This is a genomic window from Rhizobium sp. rho-13.1 (genome assembly GCF_007000305.1).
In the GTDB taxonomy this organism is placed as follows: domain Bacteria; phylum Pseudomonadota; class Alphaproteobacteria; order Rhizobiales; family Rhizobiaceae; genus Rhizobium; species Rhizobium rhododendri.
In genome coordinates this window covers 540442-553655 of record NZ_SCFL01000002.1, presented here as the reverse complement: position 1 = coordinate 553655, position 13214 = coordinate 540442, and the positions used below count along the sequence as shown (strand labels likewise).

The following is a 13214-nucleotide window of genomic DNA, read 5'->3' as shown; positions in this document are numbered from 1 at the left end:
GCCTCTCCTAGTGACGAATGCGAGGGTTGATGAAACCATAGGTGACATCGACCAGCAGATTGACGAGCATGATGACGCCGGCGATTAGCAGAAGACCGCCCTGGACCACCGCATAATCTCGCTTGAAGACGGAATCGACCATCCATTTGCCGATACCGGGCCATGAGAAGATGCTCTCGGTCAGGATGGCGCCGGCCAGCAGCACGCCGATCTGCAGGCCGATGGTGGTGATGACCGGGATCATGGCGTTGCGCAGCGCATGCACACCGATGACGCGAAACGGCGTCAGGCCCTTGGAACGGGCGGTGCGGACATAGTCCTCGCCGAGCACTTCGAGCATCGCCGAACGCGTCTGGCGGGCGATGACTGCGAGCGGGATGGTGCCGAGCACGACGGTCGGCAGGATCAGATAGCTCATTGCCGACTTGAAGGCGCCGGGCTGGCCGGACAGCAGGCTGTCGATCAGCATGAAACCGGTGACCGGCTTGAAGAAGTACATGAGCGAAATGCGACCGGAAACGGGCGTCCAGTGCAGATAGCCCGAGAAGAAGATGATCAGCAGCAGGCCCCACCAGAAGATCGGCATGGAATAGCCGACCAGCGCCACGCCCATGATCGACTGGTCATACCAGGTGCCACGCTTGACGGCGGCAAACACACCGGCCGGCACGCCAAGACAGATTGCCAGGAGAATGGCGCAGAGCGACAGTTCGAGCGTTGCTGGAAACAGCGTCAGGAACTCGCTGAGCACCGAACGCTTGGTGACGATCGAGGTGCCGAAGTCTCCGTGCAGCAAGTTGCCGAGATAGGAGAAATACTGGATGTACATCGGCCGGTCGAAGCCGAGATCGTGCATGATCTGGGCATGACGGACATCGGACATGACCCGTTCGCCGGACATCAGCATGACGGGATCGCCGGGGAGAAGCCGGATGAAGGAGAACGCGATCAGCGAGACCCCGAGGAAAGTGGGGATCAGAATGGCGATGCGTCCGAGGAGAAAGCGCAGCATGGCGTATATATCCAAAAAATTCACCGGCGATCAGGAGACCTGACCGCCGGATGAAGCCCGGGAACCGGATTTTAGGGTACTATCTTATTCAGCGATATCCACGCCGTCAAAGCGGTGAATGCCGAGCGGGTCCATGAAGTAACCCGTAACCTTCTTGCTGATCGGCGCAAAGGCGATGGAGTGGTCGAGCGTATTCCATGGGGCTTCGCGCTTGAAGACGACCTGCGCCTCTTCGTACAGCTTGGTGCGTTCGGCCTGATCGGAGGTCTGCTTGGCAGCCTTCACCAGCTTGTCGAACTCCTTGTTGCACCACTGAGCGCGATTGTTGCCGCCGACGGCTTCGCAGCCGAGCAGCGTGTCGAGGAAGTTGTCCGGATCGCCATTGTCGCCCGTCCAGCCGAGGATGGCGGCGCCATCACGGGCCTTGTCCTTCGACAGCTTCAGGTATTCGGCCCATTCGTAGGAGACGATTTCGACGGTGACGCCGATCTTGGCAAGATCCGACTGCATCAGTTCAGCTGCACGACGGGCGTTCAGCATGTAGGGACGCGAGACGGGCATGGCCCAGATCTTCATCTTCAGGTCTTTGATGCCTGCAGCCTCGAGGGCCTTCTTGGCAGCTTCCGGATCGTACTTGTCGTCCTTTACGGCGTCGTTGTACGACCACATTGTCGGCGGGATCGGGTTCTTGGCAACGGCAGCAGCACCCTGGAATACGGCGTCGACGATGGCCTGCTTGTTGACGGCCATGTTGAGCGCGCGGCGCACTTCAGGCTTGTCGAACGGGGCAACCATCGTGTTGTAGGCGAGGAACGAGACGTTCAGGCCAGGCTGCTCGAGCACGTTGAGGTTAGGGTCCTTCTTCAGATCAGCCACGTCGGCGGCGTTCGGGTAAGGCATGATATGGCATTCGCCGGCCTTCATCTTCTGGGCGCGAACGGCAGCATCCGTGGTGATGGCGAAGACGAGATCGTCGATCTTTTCCTTGCCATGCCAATAGGTGTCGTTGGCCTTGTAGCGAATGACGGCGTCGGGCTGGTAGGCGACGAAGGTGAACGGACCAGTGCCAAGCGGCTGCTGGTTCAACATTGGCATCTTGCCGTCAGCCTGCAGCTTGTCGGCATATTCCTTCGACAGGATCGATGCGAAGTCCATCGCAAGGTCGGCGAGGAACGGCGCTTCGGGCTTGTTCAGCACGAACTTGACGGTGTGGTCATCGACCTTGTCGATCGACTTGACCAGATCGGGGAAGCCCATGCCGGCGGAATATTCCCAGGATGCGCCTTCGACGTACTTGTTCCAGGGATTGTCAGACTTCAGCTGGCGATTGAACGAGAAAATCACGTCGTCGGCGGTCAGCTCGCGGGTCGGGGTGAAGAAATCCGTGGTCTGGAACTTGACGCCCGGGCGCAGCTTGAAGGTGTATTCCTTGCCATCGGGAGAAATCGTCCAGCTCTCGGCAAGACCCGGCTCGATCTCGGTGCCGCCATGCTTGAACTCGACCAGGCGATTGTAAACCGTCCGCGACGACGCATCGAAGGTCTGACCGCCGGTGTAGAGGCCAGGGTCGAAGCCCTCTGGCGATGCTTCCGAGCAGTATACCAGGGTTTTAGACCAGGCGGACGTTGCCATGACCGAAGCCAGGGCCGTCGCTGCCAAGAGAACAGAGATCTTTTTCATGGTGCCGTTTCCCAAATTTGTTCTTATTCGAAGTTGTGTGTTTGCGGCCATGCAATCCGCAGAGCGTGGCGATGGAACGACATTTGTGAGGCGAAAGCAACATGTCAAAGGCAAAAATTTTCCGGATGGTCAAGTTTAGCAGATGTTTTATTCGCGCCTTCTGCAGACACAACAAAATCTGACTAGTTGCTTTAGACAGGCCGAACAGGCGATTCCGAATTGAAGCGGGCTAAAGTACTTCCAACCAGGCCAAGAACGATGCGCCAGCACGGACTTGTCACAGCCCAACCTAGCCGCATCCGCGATGGCGGAGGCGCTGTCATATCAAACGACGGAGCGACGGAGGAGAGCTTCAGGCTGCCGGGGCGGCGATGGCGATGCGCTTGTTCAGGGCATTGTGATCGCGATCGGTGATGCCGAGCAGGAAGTTGATCTGCGGACGGGCCTTGACGAGATCGTCGATCGAATAATCTGCCAGCACGTCGAAAAAGGCATTGAGCGCCTTGCGCAACGCCGAGTTCAAGCCGCAGCTATCGACCAACGGGCATTCGACAGCGCCGTCCTCGAAGCATTCGGCCATTGCAAAACTATCCTCGGTGACCTTGACGACATCGAAGAGGCTGATCTTGTCGGCAGCACGACCGAGACGCACGCCGCCATTTCGGCCACGCACGGTGTCGATGAGGCCGGCCTTGGTCAACGGCTGCAGGATCTTGAAGAGGAAAAGCTCGGAAACGCCATAGGCCTTGGCGATCTCAGGAATACGGCTGAGGTAGCCCTCGTTGGCAGCGCAGTACATCAGCATGCGAACCGCGTAGTTGGTCTGTTTGGTCAAACGCATGCCAGTCTCCTGAATCAAAGCCTCAGCCAAGTATATAGGACCAACGGTAGTTTTGAACAATTCCAAAAGATGAAATTTTCGTTCACGTTTACTCGTTTTCATCACAGGCTCTCAACGTCAACGGGCTCCCTTGAGGGGAGCCCGTCGATAAGTCGATCACTTGAAGACTTTTACTTCATCGTCGGCATGACGAATTCGGCACCGTCCTTGATGCCGGATGGCCAGCGGGCGGTGATCGTCTTGGTCTTGGTCCAGAACTTGATCGAGTCCGAGCCGTGCTGGTTGAGGTCACCGAAGCTCGATGCCTTCCAGCCGCCGAAGGAGTGGTAGGCAAGCGGCACAGGGATCGGCACGTTGATGCCGATCATGCCGATGTTGATGCGCGAGGCGAAGTCGCGGGCGGCATCGCCGTCGCGGGTATAGATGGCGACGCCGTTGCCGTATTCGTGCTTCATCGGCAGTTCGAGCGCTTCTTCATAGTTCTTGGCGCGAACGACGGAGAGAACAGGTCCGAAGATTTCGGTCTTGTAGATGTCCATGTCCGGCGTAACGTTGTCGAACAGGCAGCCGCCGACGAAATAGCCGTCTTCATAGCCCTGCAGCTTGAAGCCGCGGCCATCGACCACGAGCTTGGCGCCCTCTTCCACACCGCGATCGATCAGGCCGGTGACGCGGGCCTGGGCTTCCTTGGTGACGAGCGGGCCGAGATCGGCCTTTTCATCTGTGTAGGGGCCGATGCGCAGGGCTTCGACCATCGGCGTCAGCTTGGCGATAAGACGGTTGGCGGTTTCCTCGCCAACCGGGACGGCGACCGAGATCGCCATGCAGCGCTCTCCGGCCGAGCCGTAGCCGGCGCCCATCAGGGCGTTCGCAGCCTGGTCGAGATCGGCGTCGGGCATGATGATCATGTGGTTCTTGGCGCCGCCGAAGCACTGCGCCCGCTTGCCGTTCATCGCCGCCGTGCCGTAGACATAGCGGGCAATCGGCGTGGAGCCGACGAAAGAGATGGCGCCGATATCGGGATCGGTGAGGATGGCGTCGACCGCGCCCTTGTCACCGTTGACGACGTTGAGGATGCCGGCCGGCAGACCGGCTTCGATCATCAGTTCGGCCAGACGCATTGGCACGGACGGATCGCGCTCCGAGGGCTTCAGGATGAAGGCGTTGCCACAAGCGATGGCAGGAGCAAACATCCACATCGGGATCATTGCCGGGAAATTGAACGGCGTGATGCCGGCGCCGATGCCGACAGCCTGGCGCATGGAATACATGTCGATGGCCGGACCTGCGCCCTCGGTGAACTCGCCCTTCTGCAGGTGCGGGATGCCGCAGACGAACTCGCAGACTTCCAGGCCACGAATGATGTCGCCCTTGGAATCCTCGATGGTCTTGCCGTGTTCGCGCGACAGCAGCTCGGCCAGTTCGTCCATGTGCTTGTTGAGCAGTTCGACAAACTTGAAGAAGACGCGGGCGCGGCGCTGCGGGTTGGTGGCGGCCCATTTCGGCTGGGCTGCCTTGGCGTTGGCAACGGCGGCGCGCATCTCCTCGACGCTTGCCAGCGCGACGGTCGCCTGGATTTCGCCGGTGGCCGGATTGAAGATATTGCTGGTGCGGCCGCTGGTGCCGGCTACGGCCTTGCCGCCGATGAAATGACCGATCTCGCGCATGGTGCCTCCTACCCTGGTTTCTCTCAGTTTTACGATGGCCGACATTCGCACTTCAATTTGCACAAATCAATGTGCTGCTATAATCAACCGTTGTGCATAAATAGACATAAGGTCGATCATGGACTGGGACGACGTTCGCATGTTTCTCGCCGTCGCCCGGACCGGGCAGATCCTCGCCGCGTCTAAACGGCTCGGCGTCAACCACGCAACGCTCAGCCGCCGGGTGACGACGCTCGAGCAGCGGCTGAAGACGCGGCTGCTGGTGCGCCGGACCAACGGTTGCGAACTGACGGCCGAGGGTGAAATCTTCCTGCATGCTGCGGAAAGGATGGAGGCCGAGATGCTGCGCGCGCAGGCGAGCGTCGGGCACCTCGACAGCACGGTAGCCGGAACGGTGCGTATCGGCGCACCTGACGGCTTCGGCGTATCGTTCCTCGCACCGAGGCTCGGCAAGCTGATCGCCCGGCATCCGGAATTGCGCATCCAGCTGGTCCCCGTGCCGCGCTCGTTCTCGCTCTCGCAGCGTGAAGCCGACATCGCCATCACGCTGGAGCGACCTGAGCAAGGGCGCCTGATATCGGCGAAACTCACCGACTATTCGCTCGGCCTCTATGCCTCGCAGGCCTATCTTGACCGCGCCGGAGTGCCAGGCAGCGTGGACGCCCTGAAATCGCATCTCCGGATCGGCTATGTCGAGGATCTGATTTTCACCGCGTCCCTCGCCTTCACCAACGAGGTGATGCGAAATTGGGATGCGTCATTCGAAATCTCGACAGCTATCGGCCAGACCGAAGCGGTGCGTTCTGGTGCAGGGGTGGGTATCCTCCACGACTATATTGCCCGCCAATATCCGGAATTGATCCAGATCCTGCCGGACGCCAGCATACGCCGGGCCTACTGGACGACCTATCACGAGTCCGCACGCGACCTGATACGCGTCCGGACCGTCGTCGACTATCTTCAGGAACTGGTCACCGACGAAAGAGGCATGTTTCTCTGAGGGGCAGGATCACACCTGCATCGGCGGCTCGTCGTTCTCGTCCGGATTGGGCAGCGGCACCTCGTCCGGCAGGGTGTCGGGCTCTGGCTCGCCGATAGGCGGGACAGGCGTCCATCCCGGGGCCGGCATCGGGGGCTGTTCTTCGGGCTTCAGGGGCTGAGACATTGGTGCTCCTTTCAAAGGTTTGCGGATTGGAAATCAGCGGTCTTGCTGGCGGGTGGTCTCTGCGGCGCGCATCGGCATTCCGTCGATGATCTCGAACAGTTCCTCGCAGGCAACCGGCTCGACCGCACGCAATTTGACGCTGCCGTCCTTGCCGATCAGGATCGCGGCGAAGATGCCGGCTTCAGGCGCTTCCAGTTCTTCCCGGAGACGGTCCGCATCCAACGGGCCGGCATCACCGAAAACCGCATCCGCGTTGTGTTGCGTCACTTTCAGAACGACCAGATCACGTTCCTGCAGTCCCTCCCTGTCGGAGAGCAGCAGGTTTTCCTGCCGGCTGCAGCGCGCGTTGTCGGTGTCCGTAAAAATCACCAGCACACGGCTTTTCCACTGGTAGATATCGAGGCTTGATACGGCGGTGGAACCATCGACTTTTGTGGCGCCGTAGAGAAGTGTCTTGTTCATGTAAATCTCCCGTCATCCATTCAACGGAAATCGGTCGGAGCGGTTCCATGACAAATCCGCAACCTTGCCCGCGACTGAACGTATCGGCGACCGGCAAGAGAAGCGATAACTCCATGTACCGCTGCAGAACGACTGGATCGGTCACTTCGTCTTTGCTAGCGTATAGACGGGGAGCGGCGGCATGCATTCGAAGATAACATTCACGGACGTGGCAAACGACCCCTGCGCCATCATTGCGCGCTCCACCTGCGGGACAGCGATGTTTTTCGCGTCCTATGCTTTTCTCGCTTGTGCCGATGTCAGCACACTGAAGGCGTTCTGGTTGTCACTCTGCCTCGGCATGGTCGGATGCTTCATTCCTGGCCACAAACCGGACCCTCGGTTTTTGCTCCCGCTTGCCATGATCGCCCTCCCCGCAGCCCGTCTTGCCACACATGCGGTGGGCGGCTGGGCTTGAGGAAGACTTAAGTGCCAGCTCGCTCCAGGACGATGCCTTCGCGCGCCTCGCTGGCGCTGGCACGGATCCTGAGATTACAGGCCAACGCGAACGTGAAACTCAGCATGATGATGGTTTCACCAATTGCCAGCCGATTGTTGGAGTTGCTGAGAAGCGTGATGGCAAAGAATATCTGCACGAGAAGGTAGCCATGGAAGGCCGCCGGGGGAACGAGGCCGAGCTTTGCGGCACGTTGGACCTGAAGCAGCATGACAACAGCCATGAAAGCCAGAAATACGCTACCAACCGCGCCATACCGCACGAGAATTTCCAGATATCCGTTGTGCATGGCGTTGTAGTCGACCGACGTATAGTGGGTCTTGTGCCAGCGCGGTTCCCAGGCGTTTCCGAGGCCGAACAGCGGCGCACTGGCAACAAGTTCCCAGGCGTTCGACCAGAGTTGCAGTCGTTCGTCCATGGCCCTTGGCGTCGTCGCATCATCGATACGGGCCGCCACGGCCTTGCCGATCGGCTCTCCGGCAGCGATGTCCTGATAGAGCCCCGTGGTCGCCATGAAGGTCGGTCCGGCAGTTTTCTCCAGATTGCCCCAGACGAAGTAACCGCCGGCTGCGAGCAACAGCACGAAGCAGCCGATGAAGGCGAGTCCGGCCTTCGAGCGAAACCAGCCGACGATGGACAGGAGCAGCAAGGGGCCGGAGAAGCCGAGCGCCAGCCAGACGCCCTTGGATTTTGCCCCGTAGATGCAGAAGATGCAGAGCATGGCGACAAGCGGCGCGACGATGCTGGCATAGGTCCTCAACTGCCTTGAGACCGTCGGGCATTTGCGACAATGGATAAACCAGAAGCAGGCGGAGATCAGGATGACGCCGCAGCATACCGCTCCGTGGATCTGATTGTGCTGGATCAGCGGCCGCACGGTTTCACCGGCCATGATCGCCCGGTAACGGGTGGTGAACAGCAGGGTGGCAAGGGCAACGCCGAAATAGGTGGCGATCACCTTCTGCATTTGCTGCCAGCCGATGAACATCGCAAAGCCGAGGCTCGGGAACGCCAGCGGCATCGCATACATCAGTTCGCCATCCCCCTGGGGATGGCCCGCTCCCAGAAGATATTGCAGCAGGAAGCGGCCGAGCGCGTAACTGCCCCATCCGACGCAGAGCCATGCCGGCAAACCGACAGCCGGTCTTTCTGCCATTGCGAGATAGCGATACAGGCCGTAGGCGAAAAGAAGAATGCCGCTGTAGCGATAAGCGTCGTTTTCGATCAGCGTCGCGGATGCGGTTACAACCCATAGCAGGACGACAAGCCATTCCGACGCGTTTCGCTTCAGCGCTTCAGATCCCGGCAAACGCACGCCCCCCGCTTAGCCAACAAGACATTTCTTCAGGAAATGCAGCCATGAATCGTTGCGGCGGATCGTCAGCCGCGGCAGCCCGAAAGGATCGTCGCACTTGCGAGCCCGCCGGCGCCAGGTCGTCGTCGCAACGCTGTAACCGGCTTCTATCGCCAGTTGGCGATGCAGGGAACGCTCGTCGCCGTAGGGAAAGCAGAAGGAGGAGACTTCGTCGTCGATCGTATCCTCCAGCGCAACCCGCGACAGGAAAATCTGGTTCCATGCATCCTCGGCCGACAGGTCCGGCAGGCGGGCGTGATCCATCGTGTGGGAGCCGATCTCGTTGCCGAGGGCCGTCCATTCGCGCAATTGTGCGAGGTTCATGCAGGCCGACGGCGGGACGCCCAGCGGAATATCCCATTCGTTGCGGCCACCGATCTGATTGGCGACGACGAAATTCGTCGCTGTAAATCCGCAGTCGCGCAGCACCGGCAAGGCATTTTCATGAACGTTGGCATAGCTGTCGTCGAAGGTGATGGCGACGACCTTGCCCTTCTTCTTGCCGTTGACGTAGGGAAGCGCCTCGCGCAGCGACAGGCCCTGGAAACCAAACCGTTTCAGCAAATGCATCTGCCGCCGGAAATCATCCGGATGCACGGCCATGCTCCGAAACGGTATCCGACGCGACGGGGGAACGGCGATCTGGTGGTAGGTGAGGATGGGAACGGACAATCCTGATCCTCAGACGAAGTATCGCGAACGAAATGCCACCTTGGCCCGGTACAGCGGACGCATGACCTCGCGGGTCAGTTTATCGGCGAAGGTGCTGTGGCGCTTCATGCTTGTGCCTCCGAGGGTCGACGATATCTCGCGAACGCCACCCGGCAGCACCGTAAGCGGTGACAGATGCAAAAGCCACTCCATCTGAACCATCGTGTCGACAGGCCGATCGAATATCTCGGTGGCCTGCAGAAGGCGGATCGCGGCGCCACGGCTGACCAGCTGGGCAACCATGCCGAGGCCGATGACCTGCGGGCGGATGACGCGGGCGGCATCCTGCGCAAACACTTCCTCGCCGCTCTCGCGGTTGTCCCGGAACGGAAAGCGCACGAATGCGCCCGGCGTCAGGCAGGCGCTGGCAGCCGCAAAAGCTGCCGGGAAATCTGCAGTCAGCTCGACATCGTCCTCGATGACAAAGCCCGCATCCAGCCCCTGCTCGACGATGGCCGCCCAGGCTTTCCGATGGGACAGGAAGCAGGCGATCTCGGAGTTGCTCAACTGGAAGGGATAGGCCGGCTTATGCAGATTGCGGTGGTAGACGCGCTCCCTGTCGGCCTGGCTGAGAGCGAGGCCATCGACGGCCTCGATGACTTCGGCCGGCACCGGCAAGGTTTCCACAAGCCGCTCGACCTGGCCCGCACGCTGCTTTGCGCGGCCAAGGTGGACGATGAATGCCTTGATCGTCTGCGGCCTTGCGGATGGCTCCACCTTCAAGGACAGGCTGGTTTCGACGCTCGTCGCACGCTTCTGCAGGCCCAGGGTCTGCGGCCGCTCCAGATGATAGGCGTTGTGCATCGATACGTCCTCGGTTTCGTGGCCATGGACGGTCTAGAAGACGGATCTGATCGATGCCTTAGGTGAAAGTGAAGCCAAACTGAAGAGCGGCGGCAACCTCGTCGGCGATCAAGGGCCGATCAGCGTGAGCCGGCCTTCGGCAACGTGGTTTGCCACCCAACTCCGCTCGCCGTCCCAGCTGTGGCGCTTCCATCCCTCCCAGCTGAAACCGCAGAGCTTTATGTCCCACCGGTCGGCGGGAAACTGCTGCAGACAATGGTAAAGTCCGAAAAAGCCGGTGCTCGGGAATATCCGATGCATGTCGGCCTCGGACAGGCCAAGCTCTGTGCACCCGGCCTTGTAGAACTGCGGCGGCATGATGCGGATCTCTTTTCCAGCCGACCCGACGCGCTCGATCGTCTGCTGCGTCCAGTCAGACCTGCGGCCCTTCAGCCACGACAATATATTTGGCTTCGGATGATAGGTGCGCAGGATCGCAGGATGATAGACCAGCAGGACGGTCTTAGCCGCCTGGAATGTCGGACTGGTATAGAAGGCCGAATCGCGGAGGCGCCGCTGCATCGGCTTGCTGGACGTCGCCAGCATCAAGAGGTCGGTCCTCGTTCCGCTCATGCCGATGGAGAGTTTCGGCTCGTTGAAGCGCAAGACGAAATCGGCCGCATCGACGACAGGCGAGAGGTCGGCCGGCAATTCTCCGTTGCCGACGATGATGGCCGTTTTGCGCGACAACGTCTGGTTTCCAGTTTGCAAGAGCGCGCGTGACTAGCAAGCGTCGATGATATGAAACTGATGGCTGCAGCTGCTCGGAGGCTGTTCACGCAGGTGCGGGCAGGCGGACACGGACGCTGAGGCCGTATCCCCAGCTGGGCGTCGACAGATCGATGGTGACAGCCAGGCGGGTCGCCACGTCTGCCACGATCGCCAGACCCAGTCCCGATCCCTGCTCCTGCGGTGAGTCCACCCTGTAAAACCGCTGGAAAACCGCCGACCTCTGGTCTGCCGGGATGCCTGGACCGGTGTCGTCGATGGACAGCAGCCATGCCTCGCCATCCGGCATGATCGTCACCTCGACCTTACCATCCTCCGGCGTATATTTCAGCGCATTGTCGAGCAGGTTGCTGATCATCAGCTGCAGCAGGGATTCGTCCGTCAGCACCTCGGCGTCTTCGCTGCCCTGCAGGGAAAGGTCGAGCCGCTTGGCGGTGATGCGGCTGCCGAAACCGGCCGCGATGGACGCCACAAGGTGGTAGAGCGGAACCGCATCGAGCTTGAGCGGGTGATGGCTGACCCGCGCCAGTCGCAGAAGCTGTTCGATCAGGTGCATCGCCCGATTGTTGCTTTCGACCAGATCCGCGACGATCGCATCCCTCTCACGACCCGCCTCCGTGTCACGCAGCATCTGCAGCAGCAGCTTGACGCCTGCCTGCGGTGTGCGCAACTCATGCGCCACGAGATCCGAAAACCGCCGCTCCAGGGTGAGCGAGTGGCCTAGCTTGTCGAGTAGTTGATTGATCGAGGTGCCGAGCGGCATCAGGTCCAGCGGCAAGCCCTCGACGGGGATGGCCGAGAGGTCGTCGGGCGAGCGCAGGCGGATCTGCCGAACGAAGTCGCTCATCGGGGCAAGCCCCCGGTTGATGCCGAGCCAGATCAGGAAGGCGATGATCGGCAGCAGAACAAAGAGCGGAAACACCAGGTTGCGCAGGATATTCGATATCAGCCTGTCGCGCAGCGCGATCTTCTCGCCGACCTCCATGGCAATCGTCGTATTGGGAATGGGCAAGGCATACACCCGCCAGCGCTCGCCCTTGTAATTTATCGTATGAAATCCGGCCTTCTGCTCGGGCATGTCGGCCTGGAAGGCGGTGCTGCTGAAAACCTGGATTTTCCCGTCTTTCCAGGCGCGAACCATATGCGCGTCGGCGTAGTCGTCGGCGTCCTGATTGAAGGACAGCTGGTTGTCCATCTTGAAGTCGATATCGTCGATCCTGCGGGGCGGATCGTCCGTCTGGCGCAACAGCGGCCGTTGCAGCAATCCCCACAGGACATTGGCCTCGTTGATCAGCTGGGCATCATAAATATTGTCGATTTCGTGCCGGGCGCTCTTGAACGCCAGCAATCCGATCACGCTGATGGCAATGACGATGACCGGAATGATGCGCAGATAGAGTTTGCTGGTGAGCGTTGCCCGGGTCATCGCTCGATCATGTATCCGACACCGCGGATCGACTTGATGAATTCCGATCCCAGCTTCTTGCGCAGATTGTAGATCGTCACCTCGGTGGTGTTGCTCTCCACAGCGTTCTGGGCGTCGTAGAGCGCATACTCGATATCGTTCTTCGTGACGTAGCGGCCGCTGCGTTCCATCAGCAGCTTGAGCAGATGGAATTCCTTGGCCGTCAGCGGCACCGACTGCCCGTTGCGGCGGGCCACCATTGCGGCGGGATCGACCTCGACCTCGCCACACCGGATTGTCGTCTCGACGCGCCCCTCGCGGCGGCGGATCAGGGCGCGCAAACGGGCCAGCAGCTCGTCGAGATCGAAAGGCTTGACCATGTAGTCGTCCGCGCCCTGGTCGAGGCCGTCGACCTTCTGGAGAACGCTGTCGAGCGCGGTCAGCAGCAGGACGGGCACATCGTTCCCCTGCTTGCGCAACGCCTTGAGGACGCCGATGCCATTCAGCTTCGGCAGGTTGAGGTCCAGCACGATGGCTGCAAACTCCGACGACTCGGCCGCCGCAAGCCCCGCCTCGCCGTCCCGCAGCCAGTCGATGCCATAGGCATGCTTCTCCATGGCCTTCTTCAACGATGAGCCAAGGATATGGTCGTCCTCGATAAGCAGGATACGCATGAAAACCTTCACCGGGCTTGAAAACTGGACTGGAGACGCCAACATCCCCAATCCGCATCTGCGCCCAGTTTAAGACCGAATAGCGTCAACGCCAGCAGGCAAAGCGTGGTTTGTGAGGTTTTTTTGGTAGTTGGGTATTGCGCCGTATGATCAGGCATCAACCCACTACGGGCGT

At 60.3% G+C, this 13214-nt stretch carries 14 protein-coding genes; 2 read left to right on the top strand and 12 right to left on the bottom strand.

Annotated features, from left to right (window positions below; all coding sequences use genetic code 11):
* Nucleotides 1-7: 7 nt before the first annotated feature.
* The 4 genes from EQW76_RS09095 to EQW76_RS09080 form a co-directional block, all read right to left on the bottom strand.
* Nucleotides 8-1012, bottom strand: coding sequence for an ABC transporter permease subunit (locus tag EQW76_RS09095; protein WP_142824066.1), 1005 nt, complete (start codon nucleotides 1010-1012; stop codon nucleotides 8-10).
* Between the two features lie 84 nt (nucleotides 1013-1096).
* Nucleotides 1097-2692 (bottom strand): ABC transporter substrate-binding protein, encoded by a 1596-nt coding sequence (locus EQW76_RS09090; RefSeq protein WP_142824065.1) that lies wholly within the window; start codon nucleotides 2690-2692, stop codon nucleotides 1097-1099.
* A gap of 352 nt (nucleotides 2693-3044) precedes the next feature.
* Nucleotides 3045-3533, bottom strand: a complete 489-nt coding sequence (gene rirA, locus EQW76_RS09085) for an iron-responsive transcriptional regulator RirA (RefSeq protein ID WP_142824064.1) — start codon at nucleotides 3531-3533, stop codon at nucleotides 3045-3047.
* Between the two features lie 170 nt (nucleotides 3534-3703).
* Complete coding sequence (locus EQW76_RS09080; protein WP_142824063.1) at nucleotides 3704-5200, bottom strand: CoA-acylating methylmalonate-semialdehyde dehydrogenase; 1497 nt, start codon at nucleotides 5198-5200, stop codon at nucleotides 3704-3706.
* A gap of 118 nt (nucleotides 5201-5318) precedes the next feature.
* Here EQW76_RS09080 and EQW76_RS09075 point away from each other — a divergent pair, with 118 nt between their 5' ends.
* Nucleotides 5319-6200 (top strand): LysR family transcriptional regulator, encoded by an 882-nt coding sequence (locus EQW76_RS09075; RefSeq protein WP_142824062.1) that lies wholly within the window; start codon nucleotides 5319-5321, stop codon nucleotides 6198-6200.
* Nucleotides 6201-6209: 9 nt separating this feature from the next.
* On the opposite strand, the gene EQW76_RS29345 is transcribed toward EQW76_RS09075, so the two are convergent.
* Nucleotides 6210-6365 carry a hypothetical protein gene (locus EQW76_RS29345; protein WP_162854765.1) on the bottom strand — a complete coding sequence of 52 codons (156 nt, stop codon included), beginning with the start codon at nucleotides 6363-6365 and terminating at the stop codon, nucleotides 6210-6212.
* Between the two features lie 33 nt (nucleotides 6366-6398).
* A complete protein-coding gene (locus tag EQW76_RS09070) occupies nucleotides 6399-6827 on the bottom strand; it encodes a DUF4174 domain-containing protein (protein ID WP_142824061.1) in 429 nt (142 codons plus the stop codon).
* Nucleotides 6828-7008: 181 nt separating this feature from the next.
* Here EQW76_RS09070 and EQW76_RS09065 point away from each other — a divergent pair, with 181 nt between their 5' ends.
* On the top strand, nucleotides 7009-7284 hold the full coding sequence (locus EQW76_RS09065) for a hypothetical protein (protein WP_142824060.1): 276 nt from the start codon (nucleotides 7009-7011) through the stop codon (nucleotides 7282-7284).
* 7 nt (nucleotides 7285-7291) lie between these two features.
* On the opposite strand, the gene EQW76_RS09060 is transcribed toward EQW76_RS09065, so the two are convergent.
* The 6 genes from EQW76_RS09060 to EQW76_RS09035 all read right to left on the bottom strand — a co-directional run bounded on the left by EQW76_RS09060 (nucleotide 7292) and on the right by EQW76_RS09035 (nucleotide 13039).
* Nucleotides 7292-8632, bottom strand: a complete 1341-nt coding sequence (locus tag EQW76_RS09060; RefSeq protein WP_142824059.1) for an O-antigen ligase family protein — start codon at nucleotides 8630-8632, stop codon at nucleotides 7292-7294.
* Between the two features lie 15 nt (nucleotides 8633-8647).
* Nucleotides 8648-9349: a polysaccharide deacetylase family protein gene (locus EQW76_RS09055; protein ID WP_142824058.1), complete on the bottom strand. Its 702-nt coding sequence runs from the start codon at nucleotides 9347-9349 to the stop codon at nucleotides 8648-8650.
* Nucleotides 9350-9358: 9 nt separating this feature from the next.
* A complete protein-coding gene (locus EQW76_RS09050) occupies nucleotides 9359-10192 on the bottom strand; it encodes a glycosyltransferase family 25 protein (protein WP_142824057.1) in 834 nt (277 codons plus the stop codon).
* Nucleotides 10193-10300: 108 nt separating this feature from the next.
* Nucleotides 10301-10921, bottom strand: coding sequence for a glycosyltransferase family 29 protein (locus EQW76_RS09045; RefSeq protein ID WP_142824056.1), 621 nt, complete (start codon nucleotides 10919-10921; stop codon nucleotides 10301-10303).
* An 85-nt stretch (nucleotides 10922-11006) separates the two neighbouring features.
* Complete coding sequence (locus EQW76_RS09040; protein WP_142824055.1) at nucleotides 11007-12386, bottom strand: HAMP domain-containing sensor histidine kinase; 1380 nt, start codon at nucleotides 12384-12386, stop codon at nucleotides 11007-11009.
* Complete coding sequence (locus tag EQW76_RS09035) at nucleotides 12383-13039, bottom strand: response regulator (protein ID WP_142824054.1); 657 nt, start codon at nucleotides 13037-13039, stop codon at nucleotides 12383-12385. Before EQW76_RS09035 ends, EQW76_RS09040 begins: the two co-directional genes overlap by 4 nt.
* Between the last annotated feature and the right edge of the window lie 175 nt (nucleotides 13040-13214).

Excerpts from the sequence above, each read along its gene's own strand:
- EQW76_RS09050 (WP_142824057.1), bottom strand. The coding sequence starts at position 10,192 with ATGCACAACGCCTATCATCTGGAGCGGCCGCAGACCCTGGGCCTGCAG.
- EQW76_RS09080 (WP_142824063.1), bottom strand. The coding sequence starts at position 5,200 with ATGCGCGAGATCGGTCATTTCATCGGCGGCAAGGCCGTAGCCGGCACC.
- EQW76_RS29345 (WP_162854765.1), bottom strand. The coding sequence starts at position 6,365 with ATGTCTCAGCCCCTGAAGCCCGAAGAACAGCCCCCGATGCCGGCCCCG.
- EQW76_RS09090 (WP_142824065.1), bottom strand. The coding sequence starts at position 2,692 with ATGAAAAAGATCTCTGTTCTCTTGGCAGCGACGGCCCTGGCTTCGGTC.
- EQW76_RS09070 (WP_142824061.1), bottom strand. The coding sequence starts at position 6,827 with ATGAACAAGACACTTCTCTACGGCGCCACAAAAGTCGATGGTTCCACC.
- EQW76_RS09040 (WP_142824055.1), bottom strand. The coding sequence starts at position 12,386 with ATGACCCGGGCAACGCTCACCAGCAAACTCTATCTGCGCATCATTCCG.
- rirA (WP_142824064.1), bottom strand. The coding sequence starts at position 3,533 with ATGCGTTTGACCAAACAGACCAACTACGCGGTTCGCATGCTGATGTAC.
- EQW76_RS09075 (WP_142824062.1), top strand. The coding sequence starts at position 5,319 with ATGGACTGGGACGACGTTCGCATGTTTCTCGCCGTCGCCCGGACCGGG.
- EQW76_RS09065 (WP_142824060.1), top strand. The coding sequence starts at position 7,009 with ATGCATTCGAAGATAACATTCACGGACGTGGCAAACGACCCCTGCGCC.
- EQW76_RS09035 (WP_142824054.1), bottom strand. The coding sequence starts at position 13,039 with ATGCGTATCCTGCTTATCGAGGACGACCATATCCTTGGCTCATCGTTG.
- EQW76_RS09095 (WP_142824066.1), bottom strand. The coding sequence starts at position 1,012 with ATGCTGCGCTTTCTCCTCGGACGCATCGCCATTCTGATCCCCACTTTC.